The organism is Citrobacter sp. Cpo065, assembly GCF_030332805.1.
GTDB classification, from domain to species: domain Bacteria; phylum Pseudomonadota; class Gammaproteobacteria; order Enterobacterales; family Enterobacteriaceae; genus Citrobacter; species Citrobacter portucalensis.
The window spans coordinates 633,488-655,498 of sequence record NZ_JAOWHC010000029.1 but is presented as its reverse complement, the minus strand read 5'-3'; the positions used below and the strand labels follow the sequence as shown (position 1 = coordinate 655,498).

The following is a 22,011-nucleotide window of genomic DNA, read 5'->3' as shown; positions in this document are numbered from 1 at the left end:
CTTCTGTAATCACTATGGAACCTCGTCATGTTTGAGAACATTACCGCCGCTCCTGCCGACCCCATTTTGGGTCTGGCTGATTTGTTTCGTGCCGATGACCGCCCTGGAAAAATAAACCTCGGGATCGGTGTATATAAAGATGAGACAGGCAAAACGCCGGTGCTGACCAGCGTTAAAAAAGCCGAGCAATATATACTGGAAAATGAAACCACCAAAAATTACCTTAGCATTGACGGTATTCCAGAGTTTGGTCGCTGCACTCAGGAATTACTGTTTGGTAAAGAAAGTTCGCTGATCAACGATAAGCGTGCACGTACCGCACAGACCCCTGGCGGCACTGGTGCACTGCGTGTGGCAGCTGATTTCCTGGCAAAAAATACGTCGGCTAAACGCGTATGGGTGAGCAATCCAAGCTGGCCGAACCATAAGAGCGTCTTTAACTCTGCAGGCCTGGAAGTTTGTGAATACAACTATTACGATGCAGCAAACCACTCGTTAGATTTTGATGCGCTGCTGGCAAGCCTCAGCGAAGCGCAGGCTGGCGACGTAGTGCTATTCCACGGCTGCTGCCATAACCCTACCGGCATCGATCCTACGCTGGAACAGTGGCAAACACTGGCTCAGATGTCTGTCGAAAAAGGTTGGTTACCGCTGTTTGACTTCGCATACCAGGGCTTTGCCCGTGGTCTGGAAGAAGATGCAGAAGGTCTGCGCGCATTTGCGGCTCTGCACAAAGAGCTGATCGTTGCCAGCTCCTACTCCAAGAACTTTGGACTGTACAATGAGCGTGTAGGCGCCTGTACGCTGGTTGCTGCCGATGCTGAAACCGTTGACCGTGCGTTCAGCCAAATGAAATCAGCCATTCGCGCTAACTATTCCAACCCACCAGCACACGGTGCATCCGTAGTGGCCACGATTCTGAGCAACGACGCGCTGCGTGCCATCTGGGAACAGGAACTGACTGATATGCGCCAGCGCATTCAGCGCATGCGTTTACTGTTTGTGAATACGTTGCAAGAGAAAGGTGCAAACCGCGACTTCAGCTTTATCATCAAACAGAACGGCATGTTCTCGTTTAGCGGCCTGACCAAAGAGCAGGTTCTGCGTCTGCGTGAAGAGTTTGGTGTCTACGCTGTCGCTTCCGGACGCGTAAACGTGGCAGGAATGACGCCAGACAACATGGCGCCGCTGTGCGAAGCGATTGTTGCAGTACTGTAATCTATCGCGCACAAAAAAGGCCGCAAATGCGGCCTTTTTATTTATTAAACGAATTACCAGACAGGCATTTCATCTTGCAGGAACGGGTTATGTAGCCGTTCGTTACCCAGCGTAGAAAGTGGGCCGTGCCCCGGAATAAACGTTACGTCATCGCCTAACGGCAATAGTTTACGTTTAATCGAATCGATCAGTTGGCTGTGATCACCGCGCGGGAAATCGCTGCGCCCTACGCCACCTTTGAAAATCACGTCACCTGAAATCAGTAACTTTGATTGCTCATCAAAGAAGACCACATGTCCCGGTGTATGACCCGGACAATGCAGAACCTGTAACGTCACGTTGCCAACGCTTATCCTGTCACCTTCATTCAACCAGCGATCGGGCGTCAGCGGCTCACAATCGCCCAGGCCAAACATGCGGCTCTGAGCAGGGAGTCCCTGTAACCAGAACTCATCTTCTTTTTCCGGGCCAATAACCGGTACACCATAATGCTGTGCCAGTTCAGCCGCCGCGCCTACGTGATCAAGATGACCATGGGTAAGCAGGATCTGCATAAGCGTCAGACCGCTGGCATCCACTTCCTGTTTGATTTTCTCGGCATCGCCGCCGGGATCGACCAGCGCGGCCAGACGAGTCTGCTCACACCAGATTAGCGAGCAGTTCTGGGCGAATGCAGTGACCGGAATAATACGATAGTTCATACAGCTCCTGTTTCATTAAGCTTATGGATCACCAGTGCCGTGCAGGGCCGGTGTCAATATGCACAAAGTTACTGCTGGGGTAGTATCCTACACCACCTGCGCGCATAGATAACGCAGCTTTGCGAATATTACTTAATGCGATGCCTTCAATATGGAAATCCATGGCCTGACCTTTAGTGTGGTAGCTTTTCTTGGCCACACCACGGCTACGTGCACGGAGTTCATTATTGGTATCGATAGAGCGATAGCCTGAAATCAGCTGTACGGGTTTACGCGTGCCCAGCAGGCCCTGCAGACGGAAGAGTTGATCAAACAGTCCCGGGTCAATGGATTTCACTTTATTGGCCCGAAAATCACGGAAAAAGTGGTTAAGTTTTGCTAATTCGTCCTGAATATAGCCCCTGCCATCAAAAAACTCTGCTTTTATTGACTCACCGGTATGCAGGTTATTCAGAGTCAATATACGCGGACGTGGGGTAGAGAGTGTTGCAAACGCAGGCGTAGGCAAGATGGCAGCGCCGAGGGCAATACCACCAAGCGCCAGCAGTTTGCGGCGATTAGCGTCAAATTTGTCCATGGTATTAAGGTCTACAAGGTCAATGTTATCGTATGTATGCTCTAGCGCACGCGGGAAACCTTATCTGGCTAAGTAGTCCACGTCAAGGCTCCCAACCCCAGGAAATACGGGGCTCACAGCCATTTGGCCCCGTTTCCAGCATAACTTACGACAATCATTTTCCTCGAACTGCTTCATTTATCTGATTAATTGCTCGGCTTTTGACACAATTTGTGCGCTGGATCGCGCTGTCAGATCGTAATTGTAAATATCTGTACGATACTGCGTGCGCCCATCAGGGCCGACAAATGCGGTCAGATAGTAGAGGTTGACCGGGATATTCTGGCGAATATTCACGTACCGCGTATCCCCTTGCTTCAGGGCATCCGAGATGCGCGTATCATTCCAGCCCGCATCCTGTAGCAGCATATTTGCCAGCTCAGAGGCCTTATTCACCCGCACGCAGCCGGAGCTTAATGCCCGCGTATCCTTCTGGAACAGATTGTGGTTCGGCGTGTCGTGCAGATAAATAGCGTCCGAACTCGGCATGTTGAATTTATAGCGTCCGAGCGAGTTACGCGCTCCCGGAGCCTGCTGGAAGCGGAACGGCAGATTGGAGGCAGTGATGGTAGCCCAGTCTACCTGCCACGGATCTATCGTTTCTTTGCTGTTCCAGCCGCGCATCACGGTATAACCGTGACGCTCAAGATACCCCGGATCATTCCAGACCTTAGGCAGGATATCTTTTCGGGCCAGCGTTGGCGGCACGTTCCACGGTGGGTTAACGACCACGTTATTCAGCGCACTGCTCATCATCGGCGTTTTACGATCGGGACGCCCGACAATAACGCGCGAGGCCAGCACCTGATTGCCATTCTGATAATAAACCAGCGAATAGGCAGGAATGTTCACCATGATACCGGTAGACAGCTCACTCGGCAGCAGGCGCAAGCGCTGAATATTTAACGCCAGCACGCCCGCACGCTGAGCAGGCGTCACGTTCAGCCAGTCACGTGTGGCTGGGCCAATCGCGCCATCTGCGCCAAGTCCCTGCCACGTCTGAAAACGCTTTACCGCATCAACCAATTCACGATCGTAGGTGCCACGACCTTCTTTGCCAGACGTACTGACGGCAGGCTCCAGCATCCCGGTTCGGCGCAAAATTTCACGCAGCGCGGGGATGTCATTACTCCACTCCCCCGGACGCAGCGTTGCTGTACTGGTGAGCTGCGGCCAGGGACGTGTATCGCCCACCAGCTTGAGCAGTGATTCATGCATGGCTGCATACTGCGGATGTTGAGGCGCAAGGCTGGCCACAAATGAAGTCAGTTGACCGTTATCCAGTGCGACCTGCCACTGGTTGATGACGGAAATCGGCGGCGTCGTTAGCGCATAGGGCTTATCGCTGTAAAGCCAGCGATTACCTTTGACAGGGATGTTAGCAATAAAGTGCAGATACCCCATCATCGCATCAGAGAGCACGATGTCTCTCGCCTGACCGGTTACTGCCGGGTCAGTCAGAAGTGCAACCCAGGTAGTGAACTGCGGCTGAAAGCCGGCAATTGCAACCTCGGCTAACTGTTGCTGAAATGCCTTTACCGCATCACGATTTTCCCACATCGGCTTCATTTCGCGTGCGGCATACAGCAGTTCCAGCTGGCTCATGTAAACCGGCGTATAACCTGCTGGCAGTTGAGAGTGTATTTCGGCGCGGGCTTTATCGACAGACACGCCTTCTGGCAGCGGTTGAATACCCGCCATGATAGCCGTCGCAGAAGATTGAACCTGCGGCTGCGATAACGCTGTTGGCTGTTCACTGACGGTCGCAGAGCTATCGCCAGGGATCATTTCAGGCTCATCGGCCTGAGCATTGAACAGTGGAGCGAATGTTACGGCCAGGCACAAACTGATTGCCGACAGCCGACGACCACACATTTTATTAAGCAACATCCCTTGCCCCCTGTTTTCTTTATCATACTCTGAATAGCCAGGCCGTCTGTATTCCCCTTTATTCTGACGAGGGTCGGACCTGTAAAACGCCGATACAAACTGAAGTATGACGAGCAAGCCTGTGACGCGTTAGGCTCACCTTTAGTATATAAACATCAAAAACTTTTTGCCTAACCTAATGTAAAGAAGTCTAAAGAAATTACACCAGGCATGAAGTCTTTTCGGAAAAAGATAAGGCGGCCATGTAGCCGTAATGCCAGTCAGTTAGCGCCTCAGTTTCAGTAAACTGGCGGAGGTAAAGAACATGCTATCTCGGAAATAGAGTTCCGTTCACCTCATGCTCATTGTTTCTCTGAAACACGGATTCCCGTGAACGTGTAAAGGGCGTTCTCCGCCACGCCCTTTACAATCCCGGCTCCCGGCGGGAAAATTGTTGCTACGCAATACCCTCCGCTTATTCCTCCTGGCTACCGGGCCGGGCGCGAGGAAGCGTCCCTGCAAAGCGCGCCCTGAGCCAGCATCCATGCTGGCTCTCCCGGCCTTACGGAAACACGTCGGCAATTTTCAGCCGGACCAGCCCACACCTGACCATCTGCGTTTTTGTTTAAACAGCAAAACAGCTTTTACTGAAAGTCAGGGCATTGAAGCGATGACCCCTGTCCGGCTGAAAATCGATGAGGCGTTGACGTCTGCCCGGGACTGCCCGCAGGGATGCGGGCAGAGGGGATGGCCTGCATGGATGCAGGCTCGGCCCCGACCCGACAGGCAGACGGCATAAGACGAATGAATCGCGCAGCGACGATTTTCCCGCCGGGAGCCTGGGTTGCAAGGGAGGTGGCGGTGAGCCTCCCTTGCACGTTCACAGGTATCTGCGCTTCAGAGAAATGACACCACTGAGGTGAACGGAACCCTGAGCAAGAATCACATGTTCATCATACATGCTTAACTGATGAGCATTAGCCATGTAGCCGCCTTTTTACTTATTACTTAGCTTGCCTGCGAGGAGGCATCTTCAGTCCCCGGCAGTGGTTCCGGTAACTGAGGCGCAAATCCGCGCAACCCCACCACGTGAACGTGTTCGGTGTTCTGGAAGACTTTACGCACCAGTTTGTAGGTGGTGCCTTTCTCTGGGCTGATGTTTTCCGGCGCAGCGATAATCAGCTGCATCTGCAAACGCTCACACAGCTCAAACAAGGTCGCAATAGAACGCGCATCGAGTCGTGCAGCTTCATCAAGGAACAGCAGACGGCAAGGAGAGATATCTTTCCCGCGCAATCTGCGGCCTTCATCTTCCCAGCTTTGCACCACCATCACCAGAATAGACATCCCGGTCCCGATCGCTTCACCCGTTGACAACGCACCAGACTCAGCACGCAGCCAGCCGTCAGAGCCACGGTTAACCTCAACTTCCATTTCCAGATAGTTACGATAATCCAGCAGCTCTTCACCAATGGTTTGTGGCGTACGTTGCCCCATGTCTATCTGCGGATTCAGACGCTGATACAGCTTCGCCAGCGCTTCTGAGAAGGTCAGGCGATTGCTGTTAAACAAATCCTGATGCTGTTCATGCTGCTCTGAAAGTACGTCCAGCAAGGTAGCATGTGTTTCACGCACATTGACGTTCAGGCGAACGCTGTTGACCTGGCCAAACGACACGCTTTGCAACCCCTGGTTCAGCATGCGAATACGGTTCTGTTCACGCTGAATGGTCTTACGAATAATGTTCGCCACGCTGCGTGAGCTGATCGCCAGCTTCTGTTCGCGTGAGGTTAACTCTTCCGTCAGACGGCTCAGCTCAATCTCCATCTGTTCAATGGCTTCAACCGGATCATCGGTACGAATAATATCCTGGCGAATACGTTCACGCAGATGCTGGTAAACCGCGACGAAGAACTGAATTTTGCGCTCTGGACGTTTTGGATCTTCAGACAGACGCAACACATCGCGCAGGTGCTCGTTATCCGCAACCGCCAGACGTAGCGCACCGAGCGCCTTATCCGACATCGAACGCAGTTCGTCACCGGAAAGATAGGCCAACTCGCGGCGGTGCAGACGACGTTCCACACCGTTATCTTTCACCATCCGCATGACTGCACACCAGCCGGCTTTGGCGGTGACTACCTGCTCGCGCATTTCATGATAATCACGTTCCAGCTTGCGTAGTCTGCGGGTCAGGTTTTCCATCTCCGCTTCGCAGAAAGTCAGTGCTTTCTCAAGTTGGTTGCGGCGTGCACGGTTGTTGCTGAGCTGCGCATGCAGTTCGTCACGGCGAATACGCGCACGCTCTTCGGCACCGCTGTCCGCACGAACGCCGATATCCTGCAGTTCACGTTGTAAATCGTTAAGCAGCTCTTTTTTGGTGTCATAAGAGCTTTTCAGCGATGCCATGACCTGGTTGTACTGGCTTAACTGTGCGGCGTGGCTGCGCAGCGCTTCGCGAGCGCGGGTACGTTCGGCTTCCGCCTGTTCCAGGCGTTCACGCAATTTTTCGTTCAGATCGCTATTGCCGCTCAGCATTTCGGCTGAGTCGGAATAACTAAAGTGCGCCCGACGCTGTACGACTTCGGTCAGCGCAAAAGCCTGCTGACGCGCATCGCGCTGCATCTGCTGGGAATACGCATAGTCTTCCTTCAGCTGTTCAAACTGCTCAGGGTCATTTTGCAGAACCGAAACGATAGGTTCCAGTTTCGCCAACTGATTGCCATGTTGCTGTACAAAACGCGCGGCTTCCTGAGCTTCATCCAGACGCTCGCGAATTTCGTCTACGCGATCGGCTAGCGTATCATCTGCCAGCAGATTCAAGCGCGGCAGCAGGCGGTTCAGCGCAGAGACGCCCTCTTTCGCCTGTTCAAACTGCATACGGCTTTGCTGGTTATCATTTTCATGATTGGTCAGCGCACGTTCCAGTTCAACGCGACGGCTATTCAGTTGGCGAATTTCCGCTTCTGGATCGGCTTCAAACGCCACCGACAGATGGCTGCCGATAAAGCGACTGAACGCCTGATGCAGACGCTGGGTTTTCTGGACGTCAAAGGAGAGCGTGGCGAAACGTTCAGACAGCCCTTCACGCTCGGCATGCAGGGTTTCGATACGGCTTTCACGTGCTGCACGCCCAAAAATAGGCACCGTCGGGAAGCGAGAATAACGCCACTGACGCTCGGCAGTTTTCACCACCACCGCATTTTCCACTTCATCAACGCTGAAGACGCTGTCATCAAACGACTGCGGATCCCCTTCGATGAAATAGAGATCTTCCGGGCAATCTGTCAGCCCTTCAAGCTGTTCGGTAATCAGCGACAGATCCGGTACCACAATGGCATGACGCGAAGGACCGTATAGCGCAGAGAAGTACGGTGCATCTTCAAGGCTAACGTCATCATAAATTTCTGACAGCAGTACGCCGCCAAAGCGTTCCGCCAGCGCGTTCAGACGCTGATCTTCCGCCCCGCCCGGTTGACTTAAACGTTCAATCTCTTCATCAACTGCATTTTTACGTGCACCGACTTCATCACGCTCAACAATGGCCTCACGCTCGCGCTCCAGCAATTGTTGCAGATACTCGGTCACCTCCTGGCTCGAGGTAAACTCTTCGCCACACTGCTCGCTAAGCTGACTCAGGCTATTTTGCGCAGCCAGCCAGACAGGTGCCCGCTTCATCAAATGCTGAATACGGGATTGCAGCTGTTCCTGCTCCTGACGCAGTGTCATACGCTGTTCGCTGGCAGACGAGACGCTGTCCGACAAGGCGGCGATGCGCGCTTCCAGCTCCTGGTGCAGCGCTTCCAGCTCATCGATATCGAACTGTTTACCCTGACGCTTGCAGAATTCGGCCAGCAGACGCTCGGCATCCTGCTGTTCGCGCAGACGCTGCTCCAGTTCGCTCAGTCGCATACGCAACGGCTGAACCTGTTCTGCCAGGTGGCGCTGTTCCACGCCTTCGCGCAGCAGTTCACGCGCCACGCTCCAGGCTTCACCGCGCGCCAGCGGGCCGTTGATAGCCGCCACCAGCTGATAAGCCTGTTCGAACTGGCTATGCGCGGTTTGCGCCACGCTCATTTTTTGTTCAAGCGTCAGCAGTTTTTCAGTGGCTTCCTGCTCTTTGGCCTGGAAAGTCTCCAGCCATTCGGCGGCGCTGTCGGCTGTCAGGTCCGGTAAGTGGCAGAGCTCTTTCGCCCGGTTTAGGGCCTGGATCGCCTGAGTATACTGGATGGCTCGCGTTTGCTGGACGTCCAGCGCTTGCTGGTAATCGGCAAGCTGGCTTTTCAGCTCATCCACTTCCAGCTCAGCGGCTTCTGCGCGGGCTTCGTTTTCATCCTGGCGGTCAACGGCTTCCGCGACCACCTCGTTTTGTTCTTCAAGACGGACCTGCAATTCTTCGAGATCCGCCTCGTAGCGTTCAATTTTTTCCTGCTGACGCAGCGCGGTTTGCACCAGATTCAGGTGATCGCTCGCGGCCTGGTAATCAGCTTCCAGATCGCCTTCCGCACCGTTGTGCTCACCCAGTTCGCGCGCCATATCCACGTGTTTGTACTGCTCTGCCGCCAGCTGCTTGCGAGAGGTATACAGTTCACGACGATATTCCAGTGCTTTATCCAGATGGATACGACGTTCATTGGCGTGGCGCATATAATCTGCGGCCACATAGTTGGTCGCTTCACTGATTAAATGCTTAAACAGGTCGCGGTCAGACTGCGTTACGCGAATCGCTTCCAGCGTCATACGGTTTTCACGAAGCGCGGCTTCCATATCCTGGAACGCTTTACGTACGCCGCTGTTTTCCGGCAGCAGGTAGTCACGCAGTGAACGGGTAATGGCGCTGGAGATCCCGCCGTACAGCGAGGCTTCAATCAGACGGTAGAATTTACTACGATCGGACGCAGAGCGCAGACGACGGGCAATGATGCCCAGATCGAACATCAATGAGTGATAATCGGTTATTGAGTTGAACTGCTTAAACTGCACGCCTTCCATCTCATCAAGCTTCTCTTTCAGCTCAGGTAGAGACAGTACGCGCGCCTGGCGTTCGTTCAGCGTTTCCGTCACCAGTTGGGTTGGCTGTACCGACATCGGCAGCCCCTGAATGGCAAACGGTTTGATATCCACTTTGCGATCGCGACCAGCAACCTGTTGCAGACGCACCCCCACGACCACGCGCTGATGACGCGAGTTGAGGACGTCGAGCATTGAATAACAAACTCCTGCTTTCAGCTTACCGTGCAGGCCTTTATCACGTGAACCGCTGGTTGCACCGGCTTCGGTGGTGTTACGGAAATGCAGCAGGGTTAAGTCCGGAATGAGCGCCGTAACAAATGCCGCCATGGTGGTGGATTTACCCGCACCGTTACCACCGGACAGCGTGGTGACCAGCTCATCGAGATCAAACGTACGGGCAAAAAAACCATTCCAGTTAATCAGCGTAAGTGAGCGAAATTTACCGCGTTCAATCATTATTCTTCTTCTCCACTGTCCGGCTGATTCTCTTCGGGCTCATCGTTGAGCTGCAGACGGTTCTCGACCGCCATCGCTTCACCATCACGAATTAAGCGACGCTGTGCTTCACGCGGATCGTCACCGCTACGCACATCCGCACCAAAGCGGAAGACAGATTCCGTAATACGGAATTTGCTGCTGTCGTGGCCCAGAAACCACACCATGCCTAAGCGGCGCAAGCGGTTGAGCGAAGAACGCACTTTTTCCTGTAGCTTCTGGCGGTCAACGTCAGAACCGGTTGAACGGTTGTTCACCAGCTTCAGTAACTTCGCTTCATCTGCCAGCGTTAGCAGCTCGTCGTACAGCTCTTGCTGGGTAAAAATCCCTTCGTTCGCCAGGCGTTCCGGGCTGAGATAGAGATAGCAAAGAATTTTACCCACCATCATGTCCAGTTCTGACAGGACCGAACGAGGAATGAGCGTCGTGGAACGCGGGCGAAGGTAGAAGAACCCTTCCGGCGCACGGATTAATTCCACGTTATATCGGCTATAAAACTCTTCAAAATATTCCTGAAAATCCATCAGGAAGGCATGATTATCCAGTTCATCCAGACCGATATGGCGGCCCGAACGTAAGGCACTATCCAGTGCCGGAAATAACGGATTCGCCAGCGCCTGCGCCAGCTTTACCGGCATCACTTGTTCAATATTTGTCAATGACATGCGCCTGTACCTTGGCTCCGTAATCATTAATCGGCTGCCATTTGGCTGGCAGTCCGGTGAAGTCTGCTTGCGCTACGCCAAGGCGTACCGCCTGATCGATAACAATACGCGCGACGTCGAAATGACGCGCACGTGGGTATTGCGCCAGATACTCGCGCACTACCAAACCGAGATCCAGTGGTGTTTGTCTGGATTTGTAGATAGCCAGCTGTTCTTCGATGATCGCCGCCAGCTGCTCACGGATCTCGTTAAATTCTTCATATTCCAGGTCTTCCGGAAGTTCACCGGTGACCTCTTCGTCACGCAGCACCATCTCCTCGTCACGCATATCCAGCAGACGATCGGCGTTGGCATAGGTCAGCGCCCACGGGTCGTCAAAGTAGGTCTGCACGGACTGACGCAGACGCTGGGCGAAGACGCGGTTTTTATCCATGTCGATCGCGGTACGAATAAATTTATGCACGTGACGATCGTAGCCGATCCACAAGTCAATGGACTGCTGGCCCCAGCTAATAATGCGGTCGAGCTTGCTTTGTAAATCAAACACCAGCCGATCGACAAAATGCAAATCGTCATGCGTCATCGTGGCGTCCTGGATGCGTAACAGGTTAGCCTGCAGCTTATCCCCTGCCGCTTCCAGCGTATCTTGCAGTTCACGCAGCGTACCAGATGTTTCAGACAGCAGCATTTCACAGCTGGAAATCGCCGCCCGCCAGTCTTTGTTTAGCAACTGTGCGATGTCGTCTTTTACCTGCTGCTGCTGTTCATCCATGATGCGCTGGGTCAGATCGATACTGTCGAAAATCTCCGCCACCGAGTATTTCAATGGCGCATAGACGTTGCGATGCCAGTGGAACTCATCACCACCTTCCGCTGCCGCATCCGCCGCGCGCTTCAGTTCGCCTGCCACAATTGACAGCTGCATAGAAAGACGCAGCGTAGAGAATTCGCGCTGACGAATATAGTAATCTGTGATGCCAATCCCGAGCGGCGTTAAACGGTAAATGGCGTTGCCTTCAGCCTGCTCGCTGGTAAAGCGGTTCAGCAGACGTTGACGCACCATATCGTTGATCGCGTTGTTGGCGCGGACGCCGATGGTTTCGCTGGTTTGCTCAAACGCATCACTCACATGGCGGAACGCATCCACCAGTTCACCTTCACTCATCTCACCGTCAAGTCGCTCACCGTTCAACGTGGCGATCGCCAGCAGGAACGAAAGTCTGTCTACCGGCAGAGAGATGGAGAAGTCATTTTTTCTGGCCCAGGCAACCAGTTCGGGGACTGTCTGGGAAAATTCACTCATAGGTTATCCTTGCATCTGCGGCTCGGGCCGGACGTTTAATCGCGGTGACATGAATATAGCGCCCAAGGCTGATATACGGTTCCTGGCGGCAATAACGTGTTTCTATTTCTGTTAAAGCATCAAAACAGTCATGCTGTTTTTGTTTATCACGCAGATAATCATGAAACACCCTCACGCCCGTTTTACCGGTTATCTCCCAGCCAATCTCCTCCAGCCAGCCATAGACCTGCTGAGGGTCGCGCGGAAAATCGGGAGACAACGTGCGCCGTTTCTTTTTATACATTCCCTGCTGTACATAGCCGAAATTACCGACCAACACATTACGCATCAACAGACCGTTTGCATTGTAGAACATCAGCGATAAAGCACCGCCCGGGCGTAACATCGACCACAATGTTTTTAAGACGGCTTGCGGATCGGCCACCCATTCCAGCACAGCATGAAACAATATCAGATCAACCTGAGAATCCAAATGCTGTGGGATGTCCTGAGCGGCACAATGTATAAAATGCATGTTGTCGCTCACACCTTGCTCTTCTGCCGCCCGTTGCGCTCGCGCCACCATCTCAGCAGAAAGATCGCACAAGGTGACGTGATGGCCCCGCTGCGCCATCAGAATGGCTGTCTGCCCTTCTCCGCCACCCGCATCAAGCACACGCAACGTTTGGCCCGCGTAGTCGGCAAGAAGTTTGTCCAGATCCTGCCAGAGGATCGTCTGACGAAGCTGACCTTTGGTGGTGCCGTAAATGTTACGGGAAAACTTCTCTGCAATGTCATCAAAATTGCGATCCCGCATCGGGCTCTCCACATGCTGGCTTTAGGGTGACTAAGTAAAACCGCTATTTTGTCACACCCACGCCGAGAATGAACCTTCCTGGTGTAATATCCCTGCTGATCCCCTGCTGTATGGTTAAAAAAGGAACCAAAAAGGATGCTTTTTACGCTGAAGAAAGTGATTGGCGGTATGATGCTGCCACTTCCGCTAATGCTCATTATCATGGGCATAGGCCTGGCGCTGCTCTGGTTTAGCCGCTTTCAAAAAACAGGGAAAGTGTGCATTAGCCTGAGTTGGCTGGCACTGTTACTTCTAAGCTTGCAGCCCGTCGCCGACAGTCTGCTGAAACCGATTGAGGATAGCTATCCAACCTGGCAGGATACACAAAAAGTGGAATACATTGTGGTGCTGGGCGGAGGGTATACCTGGAATCCACAGTGGGCGCCGAGTTCAAACCTGATCAGCAACAGTCTTCCGCGTCTGAATGAAGGTATTCGCCTTTGGCGTGCTAACCCGGGATCGAAGCTTATCTTTACCGGCGCTGCGGCAAAGAGCAATAACGTCAGTACTGCAGAAGCGGGAGCCCGCGTAGCGCAGTCACTGGGTGTGCCGCCCGGTGATATCATCACGCTGGATAAACCTAAAGACACCGAAGAAGAAGCCACAGCGGTTAAGCAGGCCATCGGCAGCGCGCCGTTCCTGCTGGTGACCTCCGCATCGCACTTACCGCGAGCAATGATTTTCTTCCAACAGGCCGGACTACATCCGTTGCCCGCGCCAGCCAACCAGTTAGCGATTGACTCACCGCTTAATCCGTGGGAGCGCGCGATCCCCTCTCCCGTCTGGTTGATGCATAGCGATCGTGCTGGTTACGAAACGTTGGGGCGTATCTGGCAGTGGCTAAAAGGATCAGAGCATTGACAGGAATGTTGCCTGATGGCGACACTAACGCGTCTTATCAGGCCTACGTGTTCAGCGCAGAATTGTAGGCCGGATAAGGCGTTCACATGTTCATCAGGCGAGCCACGGCAGCAGTGATTTCGTGGCCAGGTCAAAGTTAGATCGATTAAAACGTCCGGTGTTGACCAGTTGCGCCACCTCATCCCATAACACATACAGCCAGCGCCGCCAGATGAAGGACTCCGCCACGGGCGCGCGTTGCAGGTATTGCCAAAGCAGACTTTCCGCCAGCGCATTATCCATTAAACGGAACAATTCATACTCTCTGGGCGCCCACAGCATCAAACCCGGTCCGACCATGGCCAGAAGCTGATCGCTACGGGCGTCTTTGAGCATGCTACGTAAACTAAAATTACCGTGGATCAGCACGCAGTTATCATTGAATCCTTCAAATAAAGCGGGCAAACACTCACGGGTACGAAACAGGATCCGCTTATCCTGCATCGTCAGCCCGGTATTGTTGAACTGATTTAACGTGGTCCACAACACTTCAACACGCTGACGATACCAGGATGGCCAGATATTCTCTTGCGTGTTATCCACCATTCCCACGCAGCCACGGCTATCCTGCCGATGCCATGACAGCAGACCTTCTACGATCTGATCTTTTAAATGCTCCCAGCGTTCGGGCGTTCGGGCTGGCGCTTCCACCGGCACGCCACGTAAACGCTCAAGCAGTAGCACATCGGGACCGGGATGCTCCTCGTGGGTTAAGACCCCATAAATGACGGGCATTCGCACCGTACCACTGCGCGCCAACATGGAGGTTTTCCATGCCAGCTGCTGCGCCATACCTGGCGTGGTGAAACTTCTCGCCATCAGCGGCATCGGATTTCCCTGGCTGTCGTACAGTGACCACAGGGCCGTATCCACTTTTTCATTCACGCATTCTATGCGACTGAGTTTTTCGCCCAGCAGGTGGCTGAGTTCGGCACGCAACTGTTCCATTTCAGATTGCCCTCATAAATGCTACTGCTTTCATAATGAGCGTCGTGCAGACAGATGTCACCCGGATGAGATCAATTGATGAAAAGAAAAGTGGAGGGAAAGCGCAACGATACGACACTCCTCCCAAAAATACGCCTCAATATGGGGGGAGTGCCGTGAGAAAAACTAATGCATTTCGGCGCGAACGCGCTCAAGATCTTCGGCAGTGTCTACGCCGGTACCCGGGACTTCTTTTGCGACGGCAACGTGAATTTTTTCGCCGTACCACAGCACTCGCAGCTGCTCCAGCATTTCGATATGCTCAAGCGGGCTAGGCTGCCAGTTAACATAGCGGCGAATAAAACCGGCGCGATAGCCGTAAATGCCCAGATGGCGCAGGAAGGTGTCCCCCACCGTTTCCAGACTTTTGGCGAAACGATCGCGATCCCATGGGATGGTCGCGCGTGAAAAATAGAGAGCATATCCTTCAGCGTCCAACACGACTTTTACCGCATTCGGATTAAATGCCTCTTCCGCACTGTGAATCGGAGCCGCAAGAGTCGCCATACCGACCTGACGTTGCGCCAGATTCTCAGCCACCTGGCGAATAATGACCGCAGGAATCATCGGCTCATCACCCTGTACGTTCACAATAACGGTATCATCGCTAAAACCACATTTCTCGACGACTTCCGCCAGGCGCTCCGTACCAGACTGGTGATCGGCGCGAGTCATGCACACTTCGCCACCCACCGCTTCTACCGCGCGAGCGACATCCTCGTGATCGGTAGCAACGATGATACGTTCAGCGCCAGATTCACGCGCACGCTCCAGTACATGCACGATCATCGGTTTACCGTTGATATCCAGCAACGGCTTACCAGGCAGACGTGTGGACGCATAGCGCGCAGGAATAATGACCACAAAACTCATGATTTACTCTCATCAGCAGTCAGAACGCGGGCTTCGGTTTCCAGTAACACGGGAATGCCATCACGCAGTGGGAAAGCAAGGTTATCCAGTTTACAAATCAGTTCCTGTTTTTCCTGGTTAAACCAGAGTTTGCCATTGCATACCGGGCAGGCAATGATTTCAAGCAGACGATGATCCATAGTTCCTCCAGATGGACCGGATTGTGAATCCGTAAATATTAACATAATCGCTTAAAGGGCTGGGTCTATTTCCCAACCATGGCGTGCATCAGCAAATAAACCTTCAGGATAACGTCCCAGCGTCACGCGTGTTGCCTGTTGCCAGCGGGCAAAATCGTCAATCGCCTGAAACAATCCTTTTTGCAACGTCACTCCAGGCTTAACCCCATCCTGTAACCACAGCGAAATAACGTCCAGCACACCTGTTTTGCGGTGCATTTTGGCATCCATCCGCCCAACCAACTGTCCACGATGCAGCAACGGCAAGACAAAATAACCATACTGACGTTTCGGTGCTGGCGTGTAACACTCCAGCCGATAGCTAAAATCGAATAGCTGCTCTGCCCGTTTACGATCCCAGACCACCGGATCAAAAGGTGATAATACTGCACTGTGAGTCGCCGTTAATTTGCCCGCCAGCGCCTGTTCAAGCAGCGGCTGAAGGTGGCTATGCAGCCACAAGGCTCCTAGCCCCTCAACGTCGACAGGAATAATCTGCCGCTGTTCCGCCCGTTCGTTGCACCAGTTTTTTAGCGCCGGGCGCTTCAGGCGGTAGTAGTCTGCCAGCCATTGTTCGCGGAAAATCCCCAGACTGCGGGCGCTGTTATCCAGCATGACACTTTCCGCATCTTCCTGCGAAAGTGGATCGCGTTCATCGTCCCAGTGCGGCATGACGCGATGGGTTAAATCATACACTCGCTGGAAATTACGCCGTTCCACGACCATCACTTTCCCGGCGGTGAACAACCCTTCAAGATGACGCTTCTGCGGTTTCCATTCCCACCAGCCGCTGGTCCCTTTGCGTGGATGCTCAAAATCAGCTGAGCGTACCGGCCCGTTATGCTGGATGTGCTGGAGCAGTTGCTCAATCTCATGCGCATGTTCTTTCATCCACGCTGCTTTATATTTCCAGCCCATATTCTCCGGGGCCAGCATGCGGTGACGTATCAGCATAAAATCGCTGCGCGGCAAAAAACAGGCCTCGTGCGCCCAGTATTCCATCAGTTCGCCCTGCTGTAACGAGTCGTCCAGCCATTGGGGGGAATAATCGCCTAAACGACTAAACAGCACCAGGTAAGGACTGCGCGCCACAATATTGATGGTGTCGATTTGCAGTAACGACATGCGCGAAATGGTCGCGAGAATATCTGCCGGGGTTGCCCGGCGGCGTGTTTTTTTCAGCAGACCTTGAGCAGCAAGGTGAAGATGACGGGCATCCGTCAGAGAAAGGCGCGGCAACGACATTTATGGCCTCATAAATGATTCGCTGCCGCAGCGTGAATCAGTTAGCGAGTCAGCGAGATTAAGCTATTCAGCAATACATCAGGCCGATCGCCTGACAAATGTGCATCAACAGGTAAATACCACCAGTTTTCATCGGCAAATGCCCGGCACTTAACCGCATCTTTTTCCGTCATGACCAGCGTTTGCCCGGCGTCTACAAACGCACTGACGTCACTGTAGGTCAGAGACTGATGGTCTGCCAGCGCAATGCTTTTTTGCACGCTGGCACCACATGCTTTCAGCGTGGCAAAAAAACGCGGTGGATGACCAATGCCCGCCATGGCGACAATATTGGACAATTGCGCCACATCACGGCGTTCACCTGTACGTAAATTAACGGCCAGCCCCGGTTCAAGTCGCATAGGGATTTCCCCTGGTTGCGCAACGCCACCGTTAACAATAGTCGCATCCACCGATTTAAGGCGACCTGCGCGTTCCCGCATTGGACCAGCGGGAAGCCACCAGCCGTTGCCAAACCGACGTTCGCCGTCAATGACTACGATTTCAACATCTCGCGCCAGACGATAGTGCTGTAGTCCATCGTCCGTCACAATAATCTGCACGTCGTGTTGGGCCAAAATGGCCTTTACCGCATCCGATCTTACCGGGGATACCGCTACCGGCACGCCGGTACGTTGGGCGATCAGCACAGGTTCATCGCCCGCTTCTGCGGTAGTAGTATCAGCGGTTAGCAACAGCGGGTAAGCAGTCGCTTTCCCGCCATAACCACGCGACACCACACCCACGCGAATCCCGCGTTGTCGCAGTTGTTCAACCAACCAAATCACCACCGGCGTTTTACCGTTTCCGCCCGCGGTAAGGTTTCCGACCACCACAACCGGGACTGGCGCGCGCCATGCGCGTTTAAGCCCCAACTTGTAGCATAAGCGGATCGCACCACTCACCAGGCCATACAGCCAGGAGAGTGGAAGTAACAATCGCCACAGCGGCGATTCACCAGACCAGATACGTGCGATCATTGACCAAATTGCATTTTATGTAATTGCGCATACACCCCGCGCTGCTCAATCAGCTCGCTATGAGTCCCGCGTTCGACAATCAGACCATCCTCCACCACGATGATTTCGTCGGCTTGTTCAATGGTTGAAAGACGGTGAGCAATGACCAGAGAAGTACGGTTTTTCTGTAGCTCATCCAGCGCAGACTGAATCGCGCGTTCAGATTCAGTATCAAGAGCCGATGTTGCTTCATCAAGGATCAGTATTGGGCTGTCACGCAACAAGGCACGGGCAATAGCGATACGCTGACGTTGTCCGCCGGAAAGCAGGACGCCGTTTTCACCAATCACCGTATCCAGGCCATTGTCCATCTTGTTGATGAAATCCATAGCGTAGGCCATCTGTGCCGCTTTTTCGATCTGCTCACGGCTGTACATATCGGTACGCGCGTAGGCGATATTGTTGGCAACCGTATCGTTAAACAAGTGCACATTCTGCGAAACCAACGCAACCTGATCGCGCAGTGATGCCAGGGTATATTCGCGCAGATCGTGTCCGTCCATCAGAATCTGCCCTTCATCAACATCGTAGAAGCGCGTAATCAGGCTGGCGAGAGTGGATTTCCCTGAGCCCGAACGGCCAACCAGAGCAACGGTTTTACCCGCTGGAATATTCAGGTTGATGTTACGCAGAGCCGGTACTTCACGTCCCGGATAAGTGAAAGTCACGTTGCGGAACTCGAGATCGCCGGTAGCACGATCGATCACACGTTTACCTTCATCTTTCTCCTGTTCGCTATCCAGTATCGTAAATAAGGTCTGGCATGCCGCCATACCGCGCTGGAACTGCGCGTTGACGTTGGTCAGAGATTTCAACGGACGCATTAATGCGATCATTGAGGAGAAGACAACCGTAATTGTACCTGCTGTCAGGTTTTCCATTACGCTTGGGAAGCTGGCCGCATACAACACGAAGGCCAGTGCCAAAGACGCAATCAGCTGGATGATAGGGTCGGAGATAGAAGAAGCAGAAACCATCTTCATGCCCTGCAAACGCATCTTGTTGCTGACATTATCAAAGCGCTTGGTTTCAACTTCCTGACCACCAAAAATCAGAACTTCTTTATGGCCTTTCAGCATCTGCTCCGCACTGGTTGTAACCTGCCCCATGGTGTTTTGCATGTTTTTACTGATGCTACGAAAGCGCTTGGAAACCACACGGATTGCCACTGACACAATTGGCGCCAGTACAATCAGGATCAGCGACAGCTGCCAGCTGTAATAGAACATCATGATAAACAGGCCAATGATTGAGGCCCCTTCACGTACCACGGTGATCAGCGCGCCGGAAGACGATGACGCAACCTGTTCTGAATCATAGGTAATACGTGATAACAATGTCCCTGTAGACTGTTTATCAAAAAAGGAGACGGGCATGCCCATCATATGACCAAACAGGCGGCGGCGCATGGTCATGACCACTTTGCCTGACACCCATGAGATACAGTAGCTGGAGACATAGCTGGTTAAGCCACGAACTATCATCAGCCCAATGACCACCAGCGGCATCCACAGCAGCACCGAGCGATCCGTTTTACCAAAACCATCATCCAGTAATGGTTTAAGGAGCGATAACATGAAGGTATCGCTGGCCGCGTTAAGGACTAACGCTATACCCGCCACGATCAGACCCGATTTAAAAGGCGCTATGGTTGGCCATAGTCGGCGAAACGTCTGCCACGTAGAGAGATCTTTATCGTTATGCATTCAAAAAACCAGCATTTGTTAGAATAGCCGCATATTCTACCCGTTATCCTCCGACACGCCAAACCACTGATGATACCAACGAGGTAAAATCTGATCCCGCATGCTGCGTATGCGCCAGTTTTTTTGATAAAAATCCAGCGTAATCTGTCCCTGATGGGGGGTATCCAGCCATTGATAATTTTGTTGCCGATAACGTTGTTTCACTTTCCAGGACGGCAGACGCCAGGCGTTGTAACGGGATGCAGAGGCGAGTGCGACCTGCCCGTCAACCCGCTGAATGAGTGCCAGTGATGATGAAGTATTGCTGCCATGATGTGGAACTTGCATCACCGTCGACTGAAGGTGCTGCCAATAGTGACTTAGCATTTTTTGTTCAGCAGGAGATTCGATATCGCCGGTCAGCAGAATACTCTGATATCCGTCATCGACCTTAACCACACAGGAGTGGTTATTCCCCTGGTCTGTATTTCCACGCACAGGCCAGTGCGCACTGAAGGTTAACCCTTGCCATTGCCAATGCTCTCCGCGAAAACACGGGAGATGACCTTTCCAGCTCAGCGGACTTCTTACCCATAGCGACGGCCAGGCTTGTTGTAAGGAGTGCAACCCGCCGCGGTGATCCATGTGCTCATGGCTTAAAATAATTCCTTCTGGCTCCAGATTATGCCAACGCAACCAGGGAATAATCAGATGTTCTGCGCTATCGCCTTCAGGCCATGCCAGACCGGTATCGTAAAGCAACGCTTTCCCATTTCGCGCGATCACCATCGCCAGCCCCTGCCCGACATCCAACATATGCACTTGCCACACATCAGTACGCGGTGCACGCCAAAGCGGCCCACTCAGTAAAAGGAGCACAGAGAAACAGACCACCGGTAGCGTACGCAAGATATTTAGTCGCCATGCGATAATCATCATTCCGGGTAAAAATGCGAGCCATTGCCAGCGTGCATCAATATTGATCCACCCTTCAGGCAGACTTCTGAGCCCCCAAAATAGCAGCGCCAGAGAACGATCCGCCAGATACCACAGGCTTGATTCAACCATCACCGTCCCGGCTAAATGCATGATCATGCCTGCTAATATCAAGGGTACGGAAACAAACGTGACCAAAGGGACGGCAAACAAATTAGCCAGAAACGAGGTCAGACTAAAACCGTGAAACATTGCGATTTGCACGGGAAGAAGCAGAAGCGTAATACCCAATTGCAGATGAGCCAGCGCCAGAAATTGACGTCCAGCACGCGACAGCGGCCAGTCCGGGAGCGGTACCCATTGGTACCAGAACAGCAGTGCCGCAACGGCAGATGCAGACAACCATAGGCTTTGCGAAAGAACAGCAACAGGATCCACCACCACGATGGCTGCCAGACAGCAGATCCAGACCGACCATCTACTCCACTGTCTGCCGCTAAGTCTCAGCGCCCCCCAGACTAGCAGCGCAACAACCGTTCGTAATGCCGGGGGTTGCAGCCCCGTCAGCCAGGCATAAAATGTGGCGCAGACAATCCCACCCACTAATGGCATCTGCCAGCAAATCCACCTTGTTGGCATAAAAAATTGTCCAGCACGTATCAATCCTGCGGTCAGTAATGCAGCAAACGCAATATGCAGCCCGGAGATAGCCATCAAATGAGCCGTGCCGGTATCACGCATAATCGTTTTCACCTCTTGTGACACAGACAAGCGCTCCCCCATTCCCAGACCCAGTATGACCTGCTGCCAGGGATAGTCGGTGAGTGCCGTTTTCAGCGAGGAGAGATACCGCGAACGCAAACTGCATTGTGGTGTGATTACCGAAGCCTGCAAGAATCGTCCCGTCAGCAGTTGATGCTGCGCCAATGCGTAACGCTGGCTATCAAATCCGCCTTCGTTTAATTGACCGTGTACAGCGCGGACTTTCAACATCATCGCCCATGTCTGACCCGCACAAACATCACCGGGTAAATACTGCCCGTACAAGACGATTCCTTGTGCAGGAAAGATTCGTTTCCCCTGAAGGTGAGTGATCTGGCCATAGTGCGTTGTCATATTGTCAGTTCCGGTTATCCGCACAATGGCTTGCTGGGTTTTCGCAGGCAGCATATTACCGGCCCACATAGCCTCTTTCGCGGCCAGGATTCCCCAAAGAAAAAACAGCAGGGTTAGTCCGGCGGAACGCATATATTTGTAGGGAAGAAAACAGAGCAGACATGCCAGCCAAAATACAATGCAGATACACAACATGTCTGGCAGCATAGGTAATAGCATGAGTGGGAGAATGCCGAGTAATGCACAGGTACTCACCGTTGTTATTTTCATCAATCACC

At 53.0% G+C, this 22,011-nt stretch carries 16 protein-coding genes; 2 read left to right on the top strand and 14 right to left on the bottom strand.

Annotated elements, in window-relative coordinates; translation table 11 throughout:
* Positions 1-27: 27 nt before the first annotated feature.
* A complete protein-coding gene (gene aspC, locus OGY68_RS09060) occupies positions 28-1,218 on the top strand; it encodes an aspartate transaminase (RefSeq protein WP_032942893.1) in 1,191 nt (396 codons plus the stop codon).
* 53 nt (positions 1,219-1,271) lie between these two features.
* Here the strand turns inward: aspC and OGY68_RS09055 are convergent, their stop codons facing one another.
* The 7 genes from OGY68_RS09055 to cmoM all read right to left on the bottom strand — a co-directional run bounded on the left by OGY68_RS09055 (position 1,272) and on the right by cmoM (position 12,676).
* A complete protein-coding gene (locus OGY68_RS09055; protein WP_003831949.1) occupies positions 1,272-1,919 on the bottom strand; it encodes an MBL fold metallo-hydrolase in 648 nt (215 codons plus the stop codon).
* Positions 1,920-1,947: 28 nt separating this feature from the next.
* Complete coding sequence (gene mepK, locus OGY68_RS09050) at positions 1,948-2,496, bottom strand: peptidoglycan L,D-endopeptidase MepK (RefSeq protein ID WP_003831948.1); 549 nt, start codon at positions 2,494-2,496, stop codon at positions 1,948-1,950.
* A gap of 177 nt (positions 2,497-2,673) precedes the next feature.
* On the bottom strand, positions 2,674-4,425 hold the full coding sequence (ldtD, locus tag OGY68_RS09045; protein WP_032941806.1) for a L,D-transpeptidase: 1,752 nt from the start codon (positions 4,423-4,425) through the stop codon (positions 2,674-2,676).
* Positions 4,426-5,412: 987 nt separating this feature from the next.
* Positions 5,413-9,873, bottom strand: coding sequence for a chromosome partition protein MukB (mukB, locus tag OGY68_RS09040; protein WP_286616961.1), 4,461 nt, complete (start codon positions 9,871-9,873; stop codon positions 5,413-5,415).
* On the bottom strand, positions 9,873-10,577 hold the full coding sequence (gene mukE / locus OGY68_RS09035; RefSeq protein ID WP_003035809.1) for a chromosome partition protein MukE: 705 nt from the start codon (positions 10,575-10,577) through the stop codon (positions 9,873-9,875). Before mukE ends, mukB begins: the two co-directional genes overlap by 1 nt.
* Positions 10,558-11,880, bottom strand: a complete 1,323-nt coding sequence (mukF, locus tag OGY68_RS09030) for a chromosome partition protein MukF (RefSeq protein WP_057067096.1) — start codon at positions 11,878-11,880, stop codon at positions 10,558-10,560. The genes mukE and mukF overlap by 20 nt, the downstream gene beginning before the upstream one ends.
* On the bottom strand, positions 11,873-12,676 hold the full coding sequence (cmoM, locus tag OGY68_RS09025; protein ID WP_003035803.1) for a tRNA uridine 5-oxyacetic acid(34) methyltransferase CmoM: 804 nt from the start codon (positions 12,674-12,676) through the stop codon (positions 11,873-11,875). The genes mukF and cmoM overlap by 8 nt, the downstream gene beginning before the upstream one ends.
* A 135-nt stretch (positions 12,677-12,811) precedes the next feature.
* On the opposite strand from cmoM, the gene elyC reads away from it, so the two are divergent.
* A complete protein-coding gene (gene elyC / locus OGY68_RS09020; RefSeq protein ID WP_057067095.1) occupies positions 12,812-13,576 on the top strand; it encodes an envelope biogenesis factor ElyC in 765 nt (254 codons plus the stop codon).
* A 93-nt stretch (positions 13,577-13,669) separates the two neighbouring features.
* Here the strand turns inward: elyC and OGY68_RS09015 are convergent, their stop codons facing one another.
* From OGY68_RS09015 to OGY68_RS08985, 7 genes are all read right to left on the bottom strand, one after another.
* On the bottom strand, positions 13,670-14,563 hold the full coding sequence (locus OGY68_RS09015) for a YcbJ family phosphotransferase (RefSeq protein ID WP_003831934.1): 894 nt from the start codon (positions 14,561-14,563) through the stop codon (positions 13,670-13,672).
* Positions 14,564-14,728: 165 nt separating this feature from the next.
* Positions 14,729-15,475, bottom strand: coding sequence for a 3-deoxy-manno-octulosonate cytidylyltransferase (gene kdsB / locus OGY68_RS09010; protein WP_003831932.1), 747 nt, complete (start codon positions 15,473-15,475; stop codon positions 14,729-14,731).
* Positions 15,472-15,654: a protein YcaR gene (gene ycaR / locus OGY68_RS09005; RefSeq protein ID WP_003035793.1), complete on the bottom strand. Its 183-nt coding sequence runs from the start codon at positions 15,652-15,654 to the stop codon at positions 15,472-15,474. Before ycaR ends, kdsB begins: the two co-directional genes overlap by 4 nt.
* A 51-nt stretch (positions 15,655-15,705) precedes the next feature.
* Positions 15,706-16,938, bottom strand: coding sequence for a winged helix-turn-helix domain-containing protein (locus OGY68_RS09000; protein ID WP_008784266.1), 1,233 nt, complete (start codon positions 16,936-16,938; stop codon positions 15,706-15,708).
* Positions 16,939-16,979: 41 nt separating this feature from the next.
* Positions 16,980-17,957 carry a tetraacyldisaccharide 4'-kinase gene (gene lpxK / locus OGY68_RS08995; RefSeq protein WP_032942888.1) on the bottom strand — a complete coding sequence of 326 codons (978 nt, stop codon included), beginning with the start codon at positions 17,955-17,957 and terminating at the stop codon, positions 16,980-16,982.
* A complete protein-coding gene (gene msbA / locus OGY68_RS08990; RefSeq protein ID WP_003831926.1) occupies positions 17,954-19,702 on the bottom strand; it encodes a lipid A ABC transporter ATP-binding protein/permease MsbA in 1,749 nt (582 codons plus the stop codon). Before msbA ends, lpxK begins: the two co-directional genes overlap by 4 nt.
* 36 nt (positions 19,703-19,738) lie before the next feature.
* Positions 19,739-22,003 (bottom strand): ComEC family protein, encoded by a 2,265-nt coding sequence (locus OGY68_RS08985; RefSeq protein WP_057067094.1) that lies wholly within the window; start codon positions 22,001-22,003, stop codon positions 19,739-19,741.
* Between the last annotated feature and the right edge of the window lie 8 nt (positions 22,004-22,011).